The following is a 24,523-nucleotide window of genomic DNA, read 5'->3' as shown; positions in this document are numbered from 1 at the left end:
CCCTCACTACCCATCACCGCAGACGGATCCGGGTACATGCCCAGCGCGATCAGAACATCCCGGAAGTTCACACCCGCCGCGCGTACGGCGACGCGCACCTGGCCGGCCGCGAGCGGCGCCGCGCTGCCGGGCACCAGGTCGACGCCGTCGATGGTGCCGGGGCTGACCGCCGCGACGTGCCACAGCTCCGTGGACGGGGTGAGCGCGTCGCCGGTCGGCCGGGTGACCCGGGGTACGAGCACCGCGCCGTCGCGGATCGCGAGCTGGCCGCCGGTGGGGGCCGGGTCGGCGGCCACGGCGGCGAGCACGGCCAGCGCGTCGGCGTCCGGCTCCCGGTCGAGGTCGGCCAGGACGATCCGGTCCGGGTGCTCCGACTGCGCCGACCGCAGCAGGCCCCACACCGCCGCACCCGCGAGGTCGTCGACCCGGTCGCCGGGCCGCGCCGCCACGGCGCCCCGGGTCGCCAGGACCAGCCGCGTCTCGGCGAGGGGTTCGGCGGCCAGCCACGCCTGCACGGACTCCAGTACGGCCGACGTCGTGGAGCGGACCAGCCCGGGCAGGTCGTCACCCTCCGGGGCGGCGACCGGCAGCAGGAGGAGGCTCGGCGCCTCCTGGCCCGCCTCGACGGCCGCGACCAGCGCCGCCACGTCCCCGAACACGGGCACACCCGGCAGCTCGGCCGGCGCGTGACCGACCAGGGCCCAGCCGGAGGCGTCCCCGGCCGGGGTCACGTCCTCGGCCTGCCACGTCACCTCGAACAGCGACCGGTCGGTCCCGGCCGGGGCGGACACGGCGGCCATCTCCCGCAGCACGAGGGAGTCCACCGACACGACCGGCGCACCCGACTCGTCCACCGCGACCAGGCGGACCGCCGTCCCGGCACGGCTCAAACGCACCCGCAGTGTCCGGGCGCCCGAGGCGTGCACCTGCACGCCCTCGAACGCGAACGGCACCCGGGGGGCGGACGCCTCGGCGGTCAGCAGCAGCCCGATCGGGTGCAGGGCCGCATCCAGCAGCGCCGGGTGGACCTCGAACCGGCCGGCGCTCTCCGCCACGTCGTCGGGCAGGGCCACCTCGGCGTACAGCTCGCCGTCGCCGGCCCACACCCGCCGCATCCCCTGGAACACCGGCCCGTACGCGAGCCCGTGCTCCACCAACGCCGGATACCAGCCGGCGAGGTCCGTCTCCGGCACGCCGACCGGCGGCCACACCTCCAGACCCGGTTCCTCGGCCACGGCCGGCTCCAGCGCACCCTCGGCGTGCCGAACCCACTCCGCCCCGGCGTCGCCCTCCGGCTGCGAGTGCACCGTCACCTGGCGGACGCCCGCGTCGTCGGCCCCACCGACGCGCACCTGCACCCGCACCCCACCGGACGCCGGCAACGCCAACGGCGCCGCGATGGTCAGCTCCCGCACCCGCGACGAACCCACCTCGTCGCCGGCCCGCACCACCAACTCCACCAACGCGGTGCCCGGCACCACCACCGCACCCGACACCACGTGATCGCCCAACCACGGATGCGACGACAACGCCAACCGACCCGTCAGCACCACCTCGTCGTCACCCGCCAGGCGCACCGCCGCACCCAGCAGCGGATGCCCGGCGACCCCGAGGCCCGCACCGGAGACGTCACCGACCCGCCACGACCCCACCTCGGGCCAGAACCGCTCCCGCTGGAACGCGTACGTCGGCAGGTCCACCCGCGCCGCGCCGGAGCCGGCAAAGACGGCGGCCCAGTCGACCCGTACGCCCGCGGTGTGCAGCCCGGCCAGCGCGGCGAGCAGCTGGCGGCGGCCGTCCTCGTCGCGGCGCAGCGAGCCGACGACCACGCCACCGCCGGACCGCCCGGCATCGGCCCGGTCGAGGGCGTCCTGGACGACGACCTTGAGGACGGGGTGCGGGCTGACCTCGACGAAGGCTCGGAAGCCGGCGGCGATGAGCCCGTCGACGACGGGGGCGAGCCGGACGGGCTCGCGCAGGTTCCGGTACCAGTAGTCGGCGTCCAGCTCGGTCGTGTCGAGCAGTTCGCCGGTGACGGTGGAGTGGAAGGCGACGCCGGTCGGACGGGCCTCGATCGTGCCGAGGGCGGTGGCCAGGTCGTCGCGGACGGCCTCGACGTGGGCGCAGTGCGACGCGTAGTCGACGGCGATCTCCCGGGCACGGATGTCGCGCTCCGCGCAGACTGCGAGCAGTTCGGCGACCGACGCGGCGTCGCCGGACACCACGGTCACGGAGGCGCCGTTGAGGGCGGCGACGGAGAGGGTGTCCCCCCACGGGGCGATCAGCTGCTCGGTGTCGGCGGCGGACAGCGGCACGGACACCATGCCGCCCTGCCCGGAGATGGCCAGCAGGCCCCGGCTGCGGGCGACGACGAGCCGCATCGCGTCCGGCAGGGTGAGCGCGCCGGCCGCGCAGGCCGCGGCGATCTCGCCCTGGGAGTGGCCGATGACGGCGTCCGGCACGACGCCGCACGACTTCCACAGCTCGGCGAGGGAGACCATGACGGAGAACAGCAGCGGCTGGACGACGTCCACCCGGTCCATCGGCGGGGCGCCCGGCGTGGCCCGCAGGACGTCCTCCAGGGACCAGTCGACCAGCCGGGCCAGCTCGGTCTCGCACTCGCGCATCCGGTCCCGGAAGACGGGCGACGACTCCAGCAGGTCGAGGGCCATCCCGGCCCACTGGGAGCCCTGGCCGGGGAAGACGAAGACGACCTTCGGGGTGTCCTCGCCGACGCTGGTGGGCTGGTCGGCCAGGGCCAGCGCGGCGAGCCCGGCGAGCGCGTCGTCCCGGTCGGCGGCCACGGCGACCTGCCGGTACGGGTGGTGGGCACGGCCGGCGGCGAGCGAGTACGCGGCGTCGACGAGGTCGAGGTCCGACCGGTCGGCGAGCCGCTCCCTGAGCCGGGCCGCCTGGTCGCGCAGCGCCCGGGGGCTGCGGCCCGAGACGAGCAGCGGCACGGCGTCCGCGGCGACCAGGCCGGGCAGCCGGTCGGCCGGTTCGGGGCTGGCCGGCGGGGCGTCGACGGCGAGTGCCTGCTCGATGATGGCGTGGGCGTTGGTGCCGGAGATGCCGAACGAGGAGACAGCGGCCCGGCGGGGCCGGTCGACCGCCGGCCAGGGCGTCGCCTCGGTGGCCAGGGTCACGGCCCCTGAGGTCCAGTCGATGTGCGGGGACGGCTCGTCAACGTGCAGGGTGGGCGGCACGATGCCGTGCCGCATGGCGAGGACCATCTTGATCACACCGGCCACGCCCGCCGCGGCCTGGGTGTGCCCGATGTTCGACTTGATCGATCCCAGCAGCAGCGGCCGGTCACCCGGCCGGTCCTGCCCGTACGTGGCCAGCAGTGCCTGCGCCTCGATCGGGTCGCCGAGGGTGGTGCCGGTGCCGTGCGCCTCGACGGCGTCCACGTCCACGGTCGACAGGCGGGCGTTGGCCAGGGCCTGGCGGATGACCCGCTGCTGCGACGGCCCGTTCGGGGCGGTCAGCCCGTTGGACGCGCCGTCCTGGTTGACGGCGGTGCCCCGGATGACGGCGAGGACCCGGTGCCCGTGCCGCCGCGCGTCGGAGAGCCGCTCCACCAGCAGCATGCCGACGCCCTCGCCCCAGCCGGTGCCGTCCGCGCCCGCGGCGAACGCCTTGCAGCGGCCGTCGGGTGCCAGGCCGCCCTGGCGCGAGAACTCGGAGAACATGCCGGGCTGGGCCATCAGCGCGACGCCGCCGGCCAGGGCCATCTCGCACTCGCCGGAGCGCAGCGCCTGCGCGGCGAGGTGCAGGGCGACCAGCGACGACGAGCACGCCGTGTCGACGGTGACCGCCGGTCCCTCCAGCCCGAACGTGTATGCCACCCGGCCGGAGGCGACGCTGCCGGCGGTGCCGGTGAGCAGGTGGCCCTCCAGGCCCTCCAGGCCGTCGCTTCCGGTGGCGGCGTAGCCGGAGGAGGCGGCGCCGATGAAGACGCCGGTGACGGTGCTGCTCCGGCTGGCCGGGTCGATGCCGGCGTGCTCGAACGCCTCCCACGAGGTCTCCAGCAGCAGCCGCTGCTGCGGGTCCATGGCGAGGGCCTCGCGCGGCGAGATCCCGAAGAACGCCGGGTCGAACTCGGCCGCGTCGTACAGGAAGCCACCCTGCCGGGTCGTCGACGTGCCCGCCCGATCGGCGTCCGGGTCGTACAGGGCGTCGAGGTCCCAACCCCGGTCGGCGGGGAAGCCGCCGATCGCGTCCCCGCCCGAGGCGACCAGGTCCCACAACTGCTCGGGGGTGCTGACGCCACCCGGGTACCGGCACGCCATTCCGACGATCGCGACGGGCTCGTCGGTGCCCGCCGCGCCAGTCGCGGAAACGGCGGTCGCAACGGCTGTGACGTCGCCCAACTGCTCGTGCAGGTGCTCGGCCAGCCGGACGGGGGTGGGGTAGTCGAAGACGAGAGTGGCGGACAGCCGCAGCCCGGTCGCCGAGGCGAGCCGGTTGCGCAGCTCCACCGACGTCAACGAGTCGAAGCCCAGTTCCTTGAACGCCCGGCCACCCGGCACCGCCTGCGCCGACGCGTGCCCCAGCACCGCCGCCGCCTGCCCGCACACGAGGTCCACCAGCAGCCGACGGGCGTCGTCCTGCGACAGCCCGACCAGCCGGTCACGCCAGGAGGAACCGGTCGTGGCGGCAGCGCCACCGGCCTGCCGGCGTCCGCCGGCCCGCGCCAGCAGCCGCAGGATCGGCGGGACCTGGGCGGCGTCGGCGGTGATCCGCAGCCGGGCCGCCGCCACGTTCGGCAGCGCCCTTGCCGTCGCCGCGTCGAGCAGCGCGGCGCCCTCGTCGGCGGACAGGGCGGTCATGCCCAGTCGCCGCAGCCGCTGCTGGTCGTCCCGGTCGAGGTGGGCGGTCATGCTGCTGGTGGTGGCCCACATGCCCCAGCCGATGCTGGTGGCCGGCAGGCCCCGCTCCCGACGGTGCTGCGCGAGGGCGTCGAGGAACGCGTTCGCCGCCGCGTAGTTGCCCTGCCCCGGCGAACCCAGCGTCGCCGCGATCGACGAGAACACCACGAACGCCGACAGGTCCAGGCCAGCCGTGGCCTCGTGCAGCGCCCACGCCCCGTCGACCTTCGGCCCCATCACAGCGGCCACAGCACCGGCATCCAACGACGTGATCGTCGCGTCCGCCAGCACACCCGCACAGTGCACCACCGCCGCCAACCGATCCGCCCCGGCCACCACGTCCGCCACCTGCCGCGGGTCGCTCACGTCCACCGCAATGGCGTCGACCGTGGCACCGGCCTGCGTCAGCTCCGCGACCAGCGCCGCGTACTCACTGCCCTCGCCGGGCAGGCGACGCGACGCCAACAACAACCGACGCGCCTGACCCGTGGCGACGAGGTGCCGCGCCACCACCCCGGCGAGGGTGCCGGATGCACCCGTGACGAGCACGGTGCCGTCCGAGTCGATCGGCGCCGGAACCCGGAGCACGACCTTGCCCACGTGGCGGGCCTGACTGATGTGCCGCAACGCCGTACGCGCCTGCCGCACATCCCACACCCGCACCGGCAACGGCGACAGCACACCCCGCTCGAACAGAGCCAGCAACTCGGACAACATCTGCCCGATCCGCACCCCACCGGCCTCGTTCAGATCGAACGCCCGATACACCACCCCAACGTGATCCCGCGCCACCTGCCCCGGATCACGGACATCCGTCTTACCCATCTCCACGAACCGGCCACCACGCGGCAACAGGCGCAACGACGCGTCCACGAACTCACCCGCGAGCGCATCCAACACCACATCCACACCCGCGCCACCACTAGCCGAGGCGAACGCCTGCTCGAACTCCGTCGACCGCGACGACGCGATCCGCTCCCGCGCCACACCCAAACCACGCAGCACACCCCACTTACCGGGGCTCGCCGTCGCGTACACCGTCGCACCGAAGTGCTGCGCCAACTGGATCGCCGCCATACCAACCCCACCCGCACCCGAGTGGACCAGCACCGACTCCCCCGCCCGCAACCCCGCCAAATCGTGCAACGCGTAGTACGCCGTCAGGAACACGAGCGGGACGGAGGCCGCCTGGGTGAACGACCAGCCGGCGGGGATCTTCGCGATCCGCTCCCGTTCGGCGACAACCTGGGGGCCGAAGCCGGGCTCGAACATGCCCATCACCCGGTCGCCGGGGACCAGACCGTCGACGCCGGGGCCGACCTCCAGCACGACGCCGGCGCCCTCGCTGCCCATCCTGGCGGCCGGGTCCGGGTACATGTCCAGGGCGATCAGCACGTCCCGGAAGTTGACGCCCGTGGCGCGGACGGCGATCCGCACCTGGCCCGGGCCGAGCTTCACCGCCGGGGCGGGCACCAGGTCGATGCCGTCCAGCGTTCCGGGCTTGACGGGCGCGAGGTGCCAGAGGCCCGTCGCCGGGGGCACCAGCTCCGCGCTGGTGAGGCGCGTCAGCCGGGGTACGAGCACGGCGCCCTCGCGGATCGCGAGCTGGCCGCCGGTGGGGGCCGGGTCGTCGGCCACGGCGGCGAGCAGGGCCAGCGCGTCGGCGTCCAACTCCCGGTCGAGGTCGGCCAGGACGACGCGGTCCGGGTGCTCCGACTGCGCCGACCGCAGCAGACCCCACACCGCCGCGCCCGCGAGATCCGCCACCCGGTCCTCGTCGCGGGCCACCACCGCGCCGCGCGTCACCACCACCAGCCGCGCGTCCGCCAGCGCCTCGGCGGCCAACCACGACTGCACCACCGCCAGCACATCGACGGTGAGCGCGCGCGCCGCCTGCGGGGCCGGCACCGCGAGGCCGTCGGCCTCGGCCCGCAGCAGCACCGCCTTCGGCGCGGGCTCTCCCGCCTCGACGGCCGCGACGAGGCCCGGCACGTCCGGGTACGAAGGCACGCCCGGCAGGCCGGCCGGCGCGTCGGCGAGCACCGCCCAGCCGGACACGGTCCCGGCCGGGGCCACGTCCTCGCTCTGCCACGACACCTCGAACAGCGACCGGTCGGCCGCGTTCGGCGCGGCAACCGCACCCATCTCCCGCAGCACCAGCGAGTCCACCGACACCACCGGCGCACCCGACCCGTCCACCGCCACCAACCGGACCGCCGAGCCGGCACGGGTCAGCCGCACCCGCAGCACCGACGCACCCGACGCGTGCACCTGCACACCCTCGAACGCGAACGGCACCCGCGGACCGGAGCCGGAACCGGCGTCGAGCAGCCCGATCGGGTGCAGCGCGGCATCCAGCAGCGCCGGGTGCACCCCGAATCCCGTCGCGTCGCCCGCTGCCTGGTCGGGCAGGGCCACCTCGGCGTACACCTCGCCGTCGCCGGCCCACACCCGCCGCAGCCCCTGGAACACCGGCCCGTACGACAGCCCGTGCTCCGCGAAGGCCGGATACCAGCCGGCCAGTTCCACCTCGGACGCCCCGGCCGGCGGCCAGGCACCGACCGCCGGCTCCTCGGCGGCGGCCGGCTCCAGCACACCCTCGGCGTGCCGGACCCACTCCGCCTCGGCGTCCTCCTCCGGCTGCGAGTGCACCGTCACCTGACGCGCCCCGGACCCGTCCGCCGCGCCGACGCGCACCTGCACCCGCACGCCACCCGACGCCGGCAGGGCCAACGGCGCGGCGATCGTCAACTCCCGCACCCGCGACGAACCCACCTCGTCGCCGGCCCGCACCACCAACTCCACCAACGCGGTGCCCGGCACCACCACCGCACCCGACACCACGTGATCGCCCAACCACGAATGCGACGACAACGCCAACCGACCGGTCAGCACCACCTCGTCGTCACCCGCCAGGCGCACCGCCGCACCCAGCAACGGATGCCCGGCAACCCCGAGGCCCGCACCGGAGACGTCACCGACCCGCCACGACCCCACCTCAGGCCAGAACCGCTCCCGCTGGAACGCGTACGTCGGCAGGTCCACCCACGCCGCGGAAGTGTCGGCGAACCACGCCTGCCAGGTGACGGGGACCCCGTGGACGTGCAGGTCGCCGAGGGCGGCAAGCAGGGCGTGCGCCTCGGGCCGATCCTTGCGCTGGGCGGCGACGGCGAGCACGCCGTCGTCGCCGGGCAGGATGTCGCCGCTCAGCGCGGTGAGGACGCTCTGCGGGCCGATCTCCACGAACGTGTCGGCGCCGGCCGCGCGCAGGGCGACGATCCCGTCGGCGTACCGGACGGCCTCGCGGACGTGCCGGACCCAGTAGTCGGCGGTGCGGATGTCCTCCGCGTCGGCGAGGGCGCCGGTCAGGTTGGACACGATCGGCAGCGTCGGGGCGGAGAACGTCAGCTTGCCGAGGATGCGGCGGAACGTCGCCAGCATCGGCTCCATCAGCGGGCTGTGGAACGCGTGGCTGACCGTCAGCCGCCGCGTCCGCACGCCCCGGTTCCGCCAGACGGCCTCCACACCGTCCAGGGCTTCGACAGCCCCCGAGACGACGACGGAGGTCGGGCCGTTGACGGCCGCGATCCCGACCCGATCGGTCAGCCCGTCCAGCGTGGCCAGCACCTCGGCCTCGGGAGCGTTCACCGCCAGCATCCCGCCGCCGGCCGGCAACGCCTGCATCAGCTTGCCGCGGGCCGCGACGAGGGCGCACGCGTCCTTCAGCGTCAGTACCCCGGCCACGTACGCGGCCGTGATCTCCCCGACCGAATGCCCACCGACGAAGTCCGGCACGACCCCGAACGACTCCACGAGGCGGAACAGCGCCACCTCGACGGCGAACAGCCCGGCCTGGGTGAACACGGTCTGGTCCAGCAGGCCCGCCTCCGGCGAGCCGTCGGGCGCGAACAGGACCTCACGAAGCTGCTGCGGCAACACCCGGTCCAGGTGCCCGCACACCTCGTCCAGCGCCGACGCGAAGACGGGGAAGGTCTCGTACAGCTCGCGGCCCATGCCGGCGCGCTGGGCCCCCTGACCGGAGAACAGCACCGCGAGCGAGCCCCGGTCCCCGGCCTGCCCGGCGACCACCGCGCCGGAGGGCTCCCCGGCCGCCAGGGCGCGCAGCCCGGCCAGCAGGTCGTCCCGGCCCGCGGCGGCGACCACGGCCCGGTGGTCCAGGGCCGCCCGGGCGACCACCGACGAGAAGGCCAGGTCGAGCGGGCGCAGGTCCGGGTCGGCGGTGAGCGCGGCGGCCCACCGCTCGGCCTGGGCCGGCAGGGCGGCAGCCTGCGCGGCCGAGAGCAGCACCGGGATCACCGGGAGCACGCGCGGGTCGGGCTCGGCGGCCGGCTGGGCCGTGGGCTCGGGCGCCTGCTCCAGGATGAGGTGGGCGTTGGTGCCGCTCATGCCGAACGAGGAGACCGCGGCCCGCCGGGGCCGGTCGTCCTCGTCGGCCCACGGCCGTGCCTCGGTGAGCAGCGAGACGGCGCCGGCCGACCAGTCGATGTGCGGGGACGGCTCGTCGACGTGCAGGGTGCGCGGCAGGACGCCGTGCCGCATGGCGAGGACCATCTTGATGACCCCGGCGACGCCGGCGGCGGCCTGCGCGTGCCCGATGTTCGACTTCAGCGAGCCGAGCCACAGCGGACGGTCGGCGGGCCGGTCCTGCCCGTACGTGGCGAGCAGCGCCTGCGCCTCGATCGGATCGCCGAGCCGGGTGCCGGTGCCGTGCGCCTCGACGGCGTCGACGTCGGCGGGGGCCAGCCGGGCGTTGTCGAGGGCCTGGCGGATGACGCGCTGCTGGGCGGGCCCGTTCGGGGCGGTGAGGCCGCTGCTGGCGCCGTCCTGGTTGACGGCGCTGCCCCGGATGACCGCGAGGATGCGCCGCCCGTTGCGCTGGGCGTCGGAGAGCCGCTCGACCAGCAGCATGCCGACGCCCTCGGACCAGCCGGTGCCGTCGGCGTCGGCGGAGAACGCCTTGCAGCGTCCGTCGGAGGCGAGGCCGCGCTGGCGGGAGAACTCGATGAAGCCGCCGGGGGTGGCCATGACGCTGACGCCGCCGGCCACGGCGAGGCTGCACTCGCCGTCGCGCAGGGCCTGGCTGGCCAGGTGCAGGGCGACCAGGGACGAGGAACAGGCGGTGTCGATGGTGACGGCCGGCCCTTCGAGGCCGAACGAGTAGGCGAGCCGGCCGGAGATGACGCTGGCGGCGGTGCCGGTGAGCACGTACCCCTCGGCGCCCTCGGGAAGACGGCGGAGCACCGTGGCGTAGTCCTGGCCGGCGGTGCCGACGAAAACGCCGGTGCGGCTGCCGCGCAGCGAGTTCGCGTCGATGCCGGCGCGCTCGAACACCTCCCAGGTGGCCTCAAGCAGCAGGCGCTGCTGCGGGTCCATGGCGAGGGCCTCGCGCGGGGAGATCCCGAACAACGTCGGGTCGAAGTGGCCGGCGTCGCGCAGGAAGCCGCCCCGGTCGCTGTACGAGGTCCCGGGGTGGTCGGGGTCCGGGTGGTACAGCGCCGCCAGGTCCCAGCCGCGGTCGTCGGGGAACGTCCCGGTCGCGTCCGCACCGGCGGCCACCAGGTCCCACAGTTCCTCGGGTGAGCCCACCCCGCCGGGGAACCGGCACGCCATGCCCACGATGGCGATCGGCTCCGGCTCGGAGCTCTCCAGTTCCCGCAGGCGCCGGTGCGCCTGGCGGAGCTCGGTGGTCACCCACTTCAGGTGTTCGAGGAGCTTTTCGTCGTCCGCCATGACCCACCCGCCCGGAGCTTGCTACCGATCAATTCCGCCGAACATTGAGCAAGCCATCGATTCGACTCGGCGTAATTGACCGGAGAGGACCGATGGCGAGAGAACCACTTAGCGCTTCAATGTGTTTCCTCACCGCTGATCACGCGCACGCCACCGCACCGTCCGACCCCGCAATGCCGGCACCTGACCGCCACCGTGTGTGGACGGTACTGAGCGCTGATCTGCGGCCCAACCCCTACGGACCCCTCATTCAGCCGGGCGCGCGGGCCGCCGGACGAACCGAATAAGCGCAGGCCGGAGCGGGTCGCAGCGACGCGCGGCGCCGCCCGCTGGAGGGGTGGTCAGGCGGGGCGCCGGGCGGGGGCCGGCAGGATCGACCGAAGTCGGCCCGGCGGGCTGGCGCGGCGTCGCCACTCGCGCGGGTAGCCGACGGAGACCTCCTCGAACCGGATCCCGTCGTACCAGGTGGTGCGGGGGATGTGCAGGTGGCCGTAGACGGCGACGCGGGTGTCGTAGCGCAGGTGCCAGTCCGCGGTGAGGTCGGTGCCGCACCACTGGGCGAACTCGGGGTAGCGCAGGACGCGGGTCGGCTCGCGGACCAGCGGGTAGTGGTTGACCAGGACGGTGGGCAGCCCGCCGCGTTCCGCGTCGAGCCGCCGCTCGGTCTGGATCACCCGCGCCCGGCACCAGGCGTCCCGGCTCGGGTACGGGTCCGGGTGCAGCAGGATCTCGTCGGTGCAGACGACGCCCGTCTCGTGCGCCCGTGCGAGGGCCTGCTCCCTGGTGTACGTGCCGGGAGGCCGCCACGTGTAGTCGTACCCGACGAAGAGCGGGACGATCAGGACGGGGTCGCCGTCGGCGTCCCACACCGGGTACGGATCCTCGGGGGTGACCACGCCGAGGCGGCGGCACAGCTCCACGAGGTGCCGGTAGCGGGCCTCGCCGCGCAACTGGTTCGGGTCGTCGCGGGGCGTCCACAGCTCGTGGTTGCCGGGCGCCCAGATCACCTTGGCGAAGCGGTCCCGGAGCAGGCCGAGCGCCCACTCGATGTCGGCGACGAACTCGCCGACGTCGCCGGCGACGATCAGCCAGTCGTCGTCGCTGTTCGGGCGCATGGCCTCGACGAGCGCGCGGTTCTCCGCGTACACGACGTGCAGGTCGCTGATCGCGAGCAGCTGGCGGCCGTGGGAGCCGGTCACACGGAACCTCCCGTCCCTCCGGGCACCCGCGTGCACCCCCACCGCCCGTCCGCGCGCACCGGCCCGGGGACGGCATCCGCCTGTCGGGCTCCGACCCTACGGAGCCCGACAGGCGGCGCACACCCCTAGATGCGACCGGCCCACCCCTAGGGCGGGCGACGGTCAGGACTTGCCGAACTCCCGCTGGATGATGTCGAAGATGTCGTCCTCGCTCGCGTCCGCCAGGTCTTCCGCCAGGTCGTCGGCCGGGTCGCTCGCGGGCGCCGGCCGGCTGGCGGCCCGCCACCGGGAGAGCAGGTCCTCCAGCCGGCGGGTGATCTCCGCGTCGTCGCGCTGCTCCGCCGGGGCCGTGCGCAGCAGTTGGTCCAGCCGGTCGATCTCGGCGACGACCGGCGTGGCCGGGGCGGCGGGGGCCAGCTCGGCACGCAGGTGCTCGGCGAGGGCCGCGGGCGTCGGGTGGTCGAAGACGAGGGTGGTGGGCAGGGCGAGCCCGGTCTCGGCGGTGAGCCGGTTGCGCAGCTCGACGGCCGTGAGCGAGTCGAAGCCGAGTTCCAGGAAGCCCCGCCCGGCGCGGATCGCGGCCGGGGTGCGGTAGCCGAGGACCGTGGCCGCGCTGTGGCGTACGAGGTCGAGCAGGATGCGCTCCCGCTCGGCCCCGCCGGCGGCGGCCAACCGGTCGCGCAGCGCCTGCGGCGCGCCCGCGTCCGACGGCGCGGTTTCCTGCCGGTCGGTCGTCCGGGCCTCGGGGATGCCGCCCAGCAGTGGGCTGGGGCGCCGTGCGGTGAACGAGGCGGCGAACCGGTCCCAGGCCACGTCGGCGACGACGACCGACGTGTCGTCGCGGTCCAGCGCGGCCTGCAACGCGGCGACCGCCAGCTCCGGCGCCAGCGCCGGCAACCCGCGACGGCCGAGCTGCTCCTGCTGCTCGCCGTGGGCCATGCCGGCGCCGGCCCACGGGCCCCAGGCCACCGCCGTGCCGGCCGCGCCCCGGGCGCGTCGACGCGCCACCAGGCCGTCGAGGTACGCGTTGGCGGCGGCGTAGCCGGCCTGCCCCGCCGAGCCCCACACCCCGGCGATCGACGAGAACACCACGAACGCGTCCAGCGCGTCGTCGGGCAGCAGCTCGTCCAGGTTCGCCGCACCGTCGACCTTCGCCCGCAGGACGTGGGCCAGCTCGTCGGCGGTCATCTCGGCGAGCGGGGTGGACTGCGCCGCCCCGGCGGCGTGGATCACGGCGCGGACGGGCTCGCCCAGCTCGGCCAGCAGCCCGGCGAGGGCGTCCCGGTCGGCCACGTCGCAGCCCACCACGGTCACCCGTGCACCCACGCCGCGCAGCCGCTCCGCCAGCTCCGCCGCGCCCGGCGCCCGCTCACCCTGCCGGCTCGTCAACACGACGTGCTCCGCACCGGCCCCGACGGCCCACTCCGCCACCCGCGACCCCAACGCCCCCGTACCACCGGTGACCAGCACCGTCCCCGACAGCCGGAACTCCCGCCGAGTGGGGTCGGACCCGGCCCGGAAGAGCCGCCGGACGAAAACGCCCGACGGGCGCACCGCCGCCTGGTCCTCGACCCCGACCGCGATCACCTGACACACCCGCCGCACCGCCCGCGCGTCGAGAATCTGCGGCAGGTCGACCAGACCACCCCACCGCCGCGGCTCCTCCAACGCCGCCACGCGCCCGAGACCCCAGGCCGCGGACGCGACGGGGTCCACGGGGGCATCGGAGCCGCCCACGGCCACCGCGCCCCGCGTCAGCCACCACACCCGGCCGTTGAGGGCACAGTCACCGAGCGCCTGCACCGTCGCCAACACCTCCGGCACACCCGCCCCGGACAGCGACAGCAGCGACACCGCCCCGGCCACCTCACCGGCGGCGCGGAGGGCCTTGGCCACCAGCTCGCGGTCGTCGGCCGGGCCGTCGAGCACCAGCCGCCGGACCTTCGCCCCGGCCGCCGTGAGACCGTCGGTCACGGTCGCGATCAGGGCATCATCGATGCCGGCGTACGGCACCAGCAGCAGCCAGGTCCCGGACAGGGTCCCGTCGGCGTCGGGTACGGCCTCCCAGTCGACCCGGTAGCGCCAGGAGTCGACAGTCGACCGCTGCCGTCCCGCCCGCCGCCACCGCGCCAGCCTCGGCAGCAGGACGCCCAACGGCTGATCGGCTTCCAGGCGGAACTCCTCCCCCAGCCCGGCCAGGTCCTCCTGCTCCACCGCCGCCCAGAACCGCTCGTCGATCTCCGAGCCGCCGGTGTTCGACGGGGCCGGGGCGGCCGGCGGCGTGTCGAGCAGCCAGTAGCGCTGGCGCTGGAAGGCGTAGGTGGGCAGGTCGACGGTGCGGGGCGGCTGGCCGGTCTGCGCGGTGAACCACGCCGCCCAGTCCACCGGCGTGCCCGTCACGTGCAACCTGGCCAACGCCGTCACCAGGGCGGTGGTGTCGGACTGGTCCCGGCGCAACGCGGGAACGTGGTGAACCGGCCGGTCGGCAGGGGTGTCCGCGGCCATCGCGGTCAGGGTCGCGTCCGGGCCGACCTCCAGGAACGTACTCACCCCGCACCTGTGCAGCGTGGCGATCGCGTCGGAGAACCGGACCGCTTCGCGGACGTGCCGCACCCAGTACCCCGGCGAGGCGACCTCGCCCGGATCAGCCAGCCCGCCCGTCACGTTCGACACGATCGGCAGCTTCGGCGCCTGCCAGGCCAGCGTGTCCAGGACCGCCCGGAACTCGTCCAACATCGGCTCCATCAGGCGCGAGTGGAACGCGTGACTCACCGACAACCGCTTGACCCGCCAACCCCGCCCCGAGCACCGCTCGGCGACCCCATCAAGGTCAGCCACCGCGCCGGACAGCACGACGGACCTCGGCCCGTTCACCGCCGCCACGTCCACCACGTCACCGACCAGCCCACGAACCTCGTCCTCGGACGCGCCCACGGCCAGCATCCCGCCACCGGCCGGGAGTGCCTGCATCAACGAACCCCGCGCCGCAACCAAAGCGCATGCGTCATCGAGGGACAGCACCCCCGCCACGTACGCGGCGGTCACCTCACCAATCGAGTGCCCGGCGAGGTAGTCCGGCCGCACACCCCACGAGGACAACAACTCGTACAGAGCCACCTCGACCGCGAACAAACCCGCCTGCGTGAACACCGTCTGATCCAACAGACCGGCCTCGGGCGAGCCTTCGGAAGCGAACACCACCTCCCGCAGCGACTTCGGCAACCGGCCCTCGAAACGGGCACACACCCCGTCGAACGCCTCCGCGAACACCGCGAACGAGTCGTACAACCCCCGACCCATCCCCACCCGCTGCGAACCCTGACCCGTGAACAGGAACGCCCGACGGCCGCTAGCCACCTCACCCGAGACGACGGTGCCGACCCCTGCCCCGCCGGCCAGGAAGTCCAACCCGGCCAGCAACTCGTCCCGATCGGTGCCGAGGACCACCGCACGGTGCTCCAACGCCGCCCGAGCGGTGGCCAGGGACCAGCCGAGGTTCCGGACCGACTGCCGCTCGTCGCGCCGTACGTGCTCGGTCAGGCGGGTTGCCTGCTCGGACAACGCCTCCGCCGACCGCCCCGACACCAACCACGGCACCACCGGCAGATCGGCGCCCACCGTAGCCTCGGCCTCGACGGCCTCGGCCTGCTCGATAATGACGTGCGCGTTCGTCCCGGAGATCCCGAACGACGACACCGCCGCCCGACGCGGCCGACCCACCACCGGCCACGGCATCGACTCGGTAGCGAGCGCGACGGCGCCCGACGACCAGTCCACCTTCGACGACGGCGCATCCACGTGCAGGGTCGCCGGCACCACCCCGTGCTGCATCGCCAGGACCATCTTGATCACACCCGCCACCCCGGCGGCGGCCTGAATGTGACCGATGTTCGACTTGATCGACCCAAGCAGCAGCGGCTCCACGCCGTCGCGGCCCTGGCCGTAGGTGGCAAGGAGGGCCTGCGCCTCGATCGGGTCGCCGAGGGTGGTGCCCGTGCCGTGCGCCTCCACCGCGTCCACGTCGGCGGTGGTGAGCCGCGCGTTGGCGAGGGCCTGGCGGATCACCCGCTGCTGCGCCGGCCCGTTCGGCGCGGTGAGCCCGTTGGACGCGCCGTCGGAGTTGACGGCGGTTCCCCGCACCACGGCGAGCACCCGGTGGCCCAGGCGCCGCGCGTCGGACAGTCGCTCGACGAGGAGCATCCCGACGCCCTCGCCCCAGCCCGTCCCGTCCGCCGACTCGGCGAACGACCGGCAGCGGCCGTCGGCGGAGAGGCCCCCCTGGCGGGAGAACTCCACGAAGGTGGCGGGGGATGCCATCACCGTCACGCCACCGGCGAGGGCGAGATCGCACTCTCCCGACCGCAGCGCCTGCGCCGCCAGGTGCAACGCCACCAGCGACGACGAGCACGCCGTGTCGACGGTCACCGCCGGCCCCTCGAACCCGAACGAGTACGCCACCCGCCCCGACAGCACGCTGGTCGCGTTGCCGGTGAGCAGGTGGCCGCCCACCTCCTGGTCCCGGCCCATGGCGTTGGAGGCGTACCCCTGGAAGCTGGCGCCCGCGAAGACGCCGACGCGCTCGCCCTTCAGGCCCGACGGATCCACGCCCGCGGATTCGATCGCCTCCCACGATGTCTCCAGCAGCAGCCGCTGCTGCGGGTCCATGGCGAGCGCCTCGCGGGGCGAGATCCCGAAGAACTCCGCGTCGAACGCGCCCGCGTCGTAGACGAAGCCGCCCTGGCGGGGGAAGGACGTGTCCGAGAGCCGGCCGTCGAGGAAGCTGTCCCAGCCCCGGTCGAGGGGGAAGTCGGAGATGCCGTCGCGGCCGTTCACCAGCAGGTCCCAGAGTTGGTCGACGCCGTCGACGCCGCCGGGCAGCCGGCAGCTCATGCCAACGATCGCGATCGGGTCGTCGTCGACCGCCGCCGTCCGCTCCGCGGCGACCGAGGTGGCCGGCGTACCGGTCAGCTCGGTGCTCAGGTGGGCCACCAGGGCCAGCGGCGTCGGGTGGTCGAAGACGAGGGTGGTGGGCAGGGCGAGCCCGGTCTCGGCGGTGAGCCGGTTGCGCAGCTCGACGGCGGTGAGCGAGTCGAAGCCCTGGCTCTGGAAGGCCTTGTCCGCCGGTACGGCGTCGGGCGTCGCGTGCCCGAGCACCACGGCGACCTGGGCGCGTACGAGGTCGAGCAGGTACGCGTCCCGCTCGGCCGGCGTCATCCCGGCGAGCCGTCGGCCGAGCTGCGAGCGCTCCTGGGCATCGTCCCGGCCGCCCTCGGCGTCCGTCGCGGCCCGTGCCTCGGGGATCTCGGCCAGCAGTGGGCTGGGCCGCAGCGCCGTGTACGACGCGGCGAACCGGTCCCAGGCCACGTCGGCGACGACGACCGAGGTGTCGTCGCGGTCGAGCGCGGCCTGCAACGCGGCGACCGCCAGCTCCGGCGCCAGCGCCGGCAACCCACGACGGCTCAGCTGTTCCTGCGCCTCGCCCTGCGCCGCCATCCCGGCGCCGCCCCAGGGGCCCCAGGCCACGGCTGTGGCGGTCACGCCCCGAGCGCGCCTGCGCACGGCGAACGCGTCCAGGTACGCGTTGGCGGCGGCGTAGCCGGCCTGCCCCGCCGAGCCCCACACCCCGGCGATCGACGAGAACACCACGAACGCGTCCAGCGCGTCGTCGGGCAGCAGCTCGTCCAGGTTCGCCGCACCGTCGACCTTCGCCCGCAGGACGTGGGCCAGCTCGTCGGCCGTGATGTCGGACAGCGGGGTGAACTGCGGGGCTCCGGCGGCGTGGAAGACGGCGCGGACGGGCTCGCCCAGCTCGGCGAGCAGCCCGGCGAGGGCGTCCCGGTCGGCCACGTCGCAGCCCACCACGGTCACCCGCGCACCCACGCCGCGCAGCCGCTCCGCCAACTCCGCCGCACCCGGAGCCCGCTCACCCTGCCGACTCGTCAACACGACGTGCTCCGCACCGGCGCCCACAGCCCACTCCGCCACCCGCGACCCCAACGCCCCCGTACCACCGGTGACCAGCACCGTCCCCGACAGCCGGAACTCCCGCCGGGCGGCGTCGCCTGCGGCGCGAACGAGGCGCCGCACGAACACCCCCGACGACCGCACCGCCACCTGATCCTCGACCCCAGCCGCGATCACCCCACACACCCGCCGCACCGCCCGGGCATCCAGGGTCTCCGGCAGATCGACCAGACCACCCCACCGCCGCGGCTCCTCCAACGCCGCCACGCGTCCCACGCCCCAGGTCGCCGCGGCCAGCGCGTCCACGAGCGCGTCCGACCGGCCCACCGACACCGCGCCCCGCGTCACCCACCACACCCGGCCACGCACATCGCAGTCGCCCAGGGCCTGCACCGCCGCCAACGCCTCCGGCACACCAGCGCCCGACAGCGACAGCAGCGACACCACCCCCGCCACCTCGCCGGCCTCGGCCAGTACGGGACGCAACCGGTCCGCCACGTCGTCCCGCGTCAGCGCCGCCGGGTCCAGAACGACCGGGAGCACCTGCGCGCCGCGCGTGGCCAGGCCCTCGGCCAGGGGGTGGTCGGCCTGCCCTGGCAGCGCCAGGACCAGCCAGGTCCCGGTCACAGCCTCAGCCGGTACGGAGGGAAGGGGCCGCCACTCGACGCGGTAGCGCCAGGAGTCGGCCGTCGACCGCTGCCGTCCCGCCCGCCGCCACCGCGCCAGCCTCGGCAGCAGGACGCCCAACGGCTGATCGGCTTCCAGGCGGAACTCCTCACCCAGCCCGGCCAGGTCCTCCTGCTCCACCGCCGCCCAGAACCGCTCGTCGATCTCGGAGCCGGGCCGGGATGCGCTGTCGCCGCGGGTGCGCGGCTCCGGCCAGTACCACCTGCCCTGGAAGGCGTAGGTGGGCAGGTCGACGGTGCGGGGCGGCTGGCCGGTCTGCGTGGTGAACCACGCCGCCCAGTCCACCGGCGTGCCCGTCACGTGCAACCGCGCCAGCGCCGTCACCAGCGCCGTCGTCTCCGGCTGGTCCCGGCGCAGCGCCGGAATCTGCTGCACCGGCCGGTCCGCCGGGGTCTCCGCCGCCATCGCCGTCAGGGTCGCGTCCGGGCCGACCTCCAGGAACGTGCTCACCCCGCACCCGTGCAGCGTGGCGACCGCGTCGGAGAACCGGACCGCCTCCCGCACATGCCGCACCCAGTACCCCGGCGAGGCGACCTCGCCCGGATCAGCCAACCCACCGGTGACGTTCGACACGATCGGCAGCTTCGGCGCCTGCCAGGCCAGCGAGTCGAGCACCGCACGGAACCCGTCCAGCATCGGCTCCATCAACCGCGAATGGAACGCGTGACTCACCGACAACCGCTTGACCCGCCAACCCCGCTCCACGCAGAGCTGCCCGACCCGGTCAAGGTCAACTTCTGCACCGGACAGCACCACCGACCTCGGCCCGTTCACCGCCGCCACATCCACGCCGTCACCGGCCAACTCGCGGACCTCGTCCTCGGACGCGCCCACAGCCAGCATCCCGCCACCGGACAGCAACGCCTGCATCAAAGACCCACGAGCGGCAACCAGAGCGCACGCGTCATCCAACGACAGCACCCCCGCCACATAGGCGGCAGCCACCTCACCGATCGAATGCCCGGCGAGGTAGTCCGGCCGCACACCCCACGACGACAACAACTCGTACAGAGCCACCTCGACCGCGAACAAACCCGCCTGCGTGTAGACCGTCTGATCCAACAGGTCGGCCTCGGGCGAGCCTTCGGAAGCGAACACCACGTCCCGCAACGACCGCGGCAACCGGCTTTCGAAACGGGCACACACCCCGTCGAACGCCTCCGCGAACACCGGGAACACGTCGTACAACCCACGACCCATCCCCACCCGCTGCGAACCCTGACCCGTGAACAACACCGCGACCCGGCCCGGCGAAGCGGGACCCGTCACCACACCGGAAACCGCCGAACCGCCCGCCAGGGCCTCCAGCCCCGCCAGCAGCTCACCACGATCACGGCCCAGTACCACCGCCCGGTGCTCCAACGCCGCCCGCGACGTCGCCAGCGACCAGCCGACCTCCACCGCCGGCACACCCGACTCCCGCCGGACGACCTCCGCCAACCGCGCCGCCTGACCGGACACCGCCTCCGCCGACCGCCCCGACACCAACCACGGCACCACCGGCACATCCCCGGCCACCGCCGTGTCGGCAAGCTCCTCCGCCTGCTCCACGATCACATGCGCGTTGGTCCCCGCGATCCCGAACGACGACACCGCCGCCCGACGCGGCCGACCCACCACCGGCCACGGCATCGACTCGGTAGCGAGCGCGACGGCGCCCGACGACCAGTCCACCCTCGACGACGGCGCATCCACATGCAGGGTCGCCGGCACCACCCCGTGCCGCATCGCCAGGACCATCTTGATCACACCCGCCACCCCAGCAGCGGCCTGAATGTGACCCAGGTTCGACTTCACCGACCCCAACAACAACGGCTCCACGCCGTCGCGGCCCTGACCGTAGGTGGCAAGGAGGGCCTGCGCCTCGATCGGATCACCCAGGGTCGTACCCGTGCCGTGCGCCTCCACCACATCCACGTCAGCAGGAGACAACCGCGCGTTCGCCAGAGCCTGCCGGATCACCCGCTGCTGCGACGGACCGTTCGGCGCCGTCAACCCGTTCGACGCCCCGTCCTGGTTCACCGCCGAGCCGCGTACCACCGCGAGGACCCGCCGACCGTCCCGCCGGGCGTCCGACAGGCGCTGCACCACCAGCACGCCGACGCCCTCACCCCAGCCCGTCCCGTCCGCCGACTCGGCGAACGACCGGCAGCGGCCGTCGGCCGACAGGCCCCGCTGGCGGGAGAACTCCACGAACGCGCCCGGGGTGGCCATCACCGTCACGCCACCGGCCAGGGCCAGATCACACTCTCCCGACCGCAGCGCCTGCGCCGCCAGGTGCAACGCCACCAGCGACGACGAGCACGCCGTGTCGACGGTCACCGCCGGCCCCTCGAACCCGAACGAGTACGCCACCCGTCCCGACAGCACGCTGGCGGACGCGCCGGTGGCGCCGTACCCGGCGAGGCGTTCGCCGCCATACCGGATGAGGTTGTCGAAGTCCTGCCCGTTGGTGCCGGCGAAGATGCCGACCCGGCCGCCCCGCAGCGACAGCGGGTCGATCCGGGCGTCCTCGATCGCCGCCCAGGACACCTCCAGCAGCAGGCGCTGCTGCGGGTCCATGGCGGTGGCCTCGCGCGGCGAGATTCCGAAGAACTCCGCGTCGAACGCGCCCGCGTCGTGCAGGAACGCCCCCTGGGACACGTACGACGACGCCAGCGCCTCGGGGTCCCAGTGCCGATTGACGGGAAAGTCGGACATGGCATCGACGCCGTCGACGAGCAGCCGCCAGAACTCCTCCGTCGACCCGGCGCCGCCGGGAAAGCGGCAGCCCATGCCGACGATGACGATCGGGTCGTCGTCGACGGGACGTACGGTCGGGGTCTGCGTCGCGGGCAGCGCGTGCCCGCCCAGCAGTTCGGTACGGATGTGGGCGGCCAGGGCGGTCGGGTTGGGGTGGTCGAACGCCAGCGTGGCGGGCAGCGTGAGCCCGGTGGCTGCGTCGAGCCGGTTGCGCAGCTCGACGGCGGTGAGCGAGGTGAAGCCGAGGTCCCGGAACGCGCGCTCCGCCGGCACCTGGTCGGCGCCGGCGTGGCCGAGCACCGCCGCGACCTCGCCGCGTACGAGGTCACGGAGCACGTCGAGCTGCTCGGGCTCGGAGAGCCCGACGAGCCGGTGTCGCAGCGCGCCGGCCCCGGCGGCCCGGTCGGCCGTGGCGGCGTCGGTGACCTGCGGGGCGGTCAGCAGGTCGCGGATCAGCGGGTCGGGACGCGGCCCGGCGGCGTTGCCGGCGAGCCGGTCCCAGTCGACGTCCGCGACCACCAGGTGGGTCTCGTCGTGGTCGAGGGCGCGGGCGAACGCCCGCACGGCGGTGGCGGGGTCCATCGCGCCGAAGCCGTTGCGGGCCATCCGGCGTTCGAAGTCGCCCGCGCTGACCCCGCCGTCGGCCCACAGGCCCCAGCCGATGGACGTGGCGGGCAGCCCCTCGGCGTGCCGGCGGTGGGCGAGGGCGTCGAGCCATGCGTTGCCGGGAGCGTAGTTGGCCTGCCCGGGGCCGCCCATGGTGCCGGCCAGGGAGGAGAACAGCACGAACGCCGACAGGTCGTGGTCGCGGGTCAGTTCGTCGAGGTGGCGGGCGGCGTCGACCTTGGCGCGCAGCGCCGTGGCCAGTTGCGCGACGGTGAGGCCGTCGACGACGTTGTCGTCGAGCGCCGCGGCGGTGTGCACAACGGCGGTGAGCGGCAGGTCGGCGGGTACGGCCGCAAGCAGTGCGCGCAGGTCGTCGCGGTCGGCGACGTCGCACGCCGCCACGGTCACCCGGGCCCCGAGCGCGGTCAGCTCCCGGGCCAGGGCGTCGGCGCCGGGGGCGTCGGGGCCGCGCCGGCTGACGAGGAGCAGGTGGTCGGCGCCGGCCGCCACGAGGGCGCGGGCGACGTGCGCGCCGAGGGCGCCCGTGCCTCCGGTGACGAGCGTCGTGCCGCGCGGGGTCCACTCGCGGCCGGGGCCGGCCAGCTGCCCGGCGCGGACCAGCCGACGGGCGTGCGGGCCGGTGGCGCGGACGGCGAGTTGGTCCTCGGCGCGCTCGCCGCCGAGCAGCCGGCGCAGCAGCCGTACGCCGCGCGGGTCGGCCGCCTCGGGCAGGTCGACGAGGCCGCCCCACCGCTGGGGGTGCTCGGCGCGCAGCACGCCGCCGAAGCCCCAGAGCAGCGCCTGGTCGGGGTCGACGTGCTGGTCGCGGGGGCCGACGGCGACCGCGCCCCGGGTGGCGATCCAGAGGCGGGCGCCGGCCCCGGCGTCGCCGAGCGCCTGGGCGAGGGCGACGGTGTCGGCGAGGGCGGCCGGCACGGAGGGGGACTCGGGGTGCGGGCCGGGCGTGAGGCCGAGTAGCGACAGGACGACACCGGGCGGCTGCTCGGCGTACGTCTCGGCGAGATCGCGGGCGAGAGCGTCGCGGCCTCGGCCGGGGGCCACCCGCAGCACCCGTACGCCGGGCGCGGCGAGCGCCGTCGTCCACTCCTCCACCGTCCCGCCGGCGCTGTCGGGTACGACGAGCAGCAGGTCCGTGACCTCCCGGTGAGAGGGGGCGTCGGGAAGCGGCTGCCAGGTGACCCGGTACCGCCACGAGTCGAGCGTCGATTCCGCGTCCCGGCGGCGGCGCCACGCCGACAGGGCGGGCAGCACGTCGCTCAGCGTCGCGGCGGGGTCGACGGCGAGCGTGGCGGCGAGGGCTTCCACGTCCTGGTTCTCGATGACCTGCCAGAAGGCGGCGTCGTCGGGAGTGCCGGATCCGCTCTCGGGGCCGTGCGGGCGGGTGCGGGCGTTCAGCCAGTAGCGCTGGTGGCGGAAGGCGTAGGTGGGCAGGTCGACGGTGCGGGGCGGCTGGCCGGTCTGCGCGGTGAACCACGCCGCCCAGTCCACGGGGGTGCCCGTCACGTGCAACCGCGCCAATGCCGTCACCAGCGCCGTCGTCTCCGGCTGGTCCCGGCGCAGCGCCGGAATCTGCTGCACCGGCCGGTCCGCCGGGGTCTCCGCCGCCATCGCGGTCAACGGCGCGTCCGGGCCCACCTCCAGGAACGTGCCCACCCCGCACCCGTGCAGCGTGGCGACCGCGTCGGAGAACCGGACCGCCTCCCGCACATGCCGCACCCAGTACCCCGGCGAGGCGATCTCACCCGGATCAGCCAACCCACCGGTGACGTTGGAAACGATCGGCAGCTTGGGCGCATGCCACTGCAAACCGTTCAGGACGGCGCGGAAGTCATCCAGCATCGGCTCCATCAACCGCGAGTGGAACGCGTGACTCACCGACAACCGCTTGACCCGCCAACCCCGCCCGACACACAGCGCCTCGACCCGATCGAGATCCACCACCGCCCCGGACAACACGACCGACCTCGGCCCGTTCACCGCCGCCACGTCCACGCCGTCACCGGCCAACTCGCGGACCTCGTCCTCGGACGCGCCCACAGCCAGCATCCCGCCACCGGACGGGAGCGCCTGCATCAACGAACCCCGCGCCGCCACCAGCTTGCAGGCGTCCTCCAACGACAGCACCCCCGCCACGTACGCGGCGGTCACCTCACCGATCGAATGCCCGGCCAGATAGTCCGGCCGCACACCCCACGACGACAACAACTCGTACAGAGCCACCTCGACCGCGAACAAACCCGCCTGCGTGAACACGGTCTGATCCAGCAGCTCGGCCCCGGCGGAGCCCGCATCCGCGAACAGCACCCTCTTCAACGGCTGCGGCAGCACCCGGTCCAGGTGCCCGCACACCTCGTCGAGGGCCGAAGCGAACACCGGGAACGAGCCGTACAGCTCCCGGCCCATCCCCACCCGCTGCGAACCCTGACCCGTGAACAGGAACGCCCGCCGGCCGGCAATCACCTCGCCCGAGACGACGTTGCCGACCCCACCCTCCCCGGCGAGGGCGTCGAGGCCCGCCAGCAACTCGTCCCGGTCGACGCCGAGGACGACCGCCCGGTGCTCCAACGCCGCCCGCGACGTCGCCAGCGACCAGCCCACTTCCACCGCCGGCACACCCGACTCCCGCCGGACGAACTCCGCCAACCGCGCCGCCTGACCGGACACCGCCTCCGCCGACCGCCC

Annotated in this window: 3 protein-coding genes; all 3 read right to left on the bottom strand. The window is 74.6% G+C overall.

The window, feature by feature from the left end; translation table 11 throughout:
* Positions 1-10,622: SDR family NAD(P)-dependent oxidoreductase (locus ACGF5C_RS33435; RefSeq protein WP_393308204.1), on the bottom strand; the 10,622-nt coding region annotated here is incomplete at its 3' end.
* 341 nt (positions 10,623-10,963) lie between these two features.
* Positions 10,964-11,857, bottom strand: coding sequence for a metallophosphoesterase family protein (locus tag ACGF5C_RS33430; protein WP_393308206.1), 894 nt, complete (start codon positions 11,855-11,857; stop codon positions 10,964-10,966).
* A gap of 126 nt (positions 11,858-11,983) precedes the next feature.
* On the bottom strand, positions 11,984-24,523 hold a 12,540-nt coding region (locus ACGF5C_RS33425), incomplete at its 5' end, for a type I polyketide synthase (RefSeq protein WP_393308203.1).

The sequence above is a fragment of the Micromonospora sp. NPDC047620 genome (assembly GCF_043205005.1).
In the GTDB taxonomy this organism is placed as follows: Bacteria; Actinomycetota; Actinomycetes; order Mycobacteriales; family Micromonosporaceae; genus Micromonospora.
Note: the sequence above shows the minus strand (reverse complement) of the source record. Positions and strands in the feature narration are given on the sequence as shown.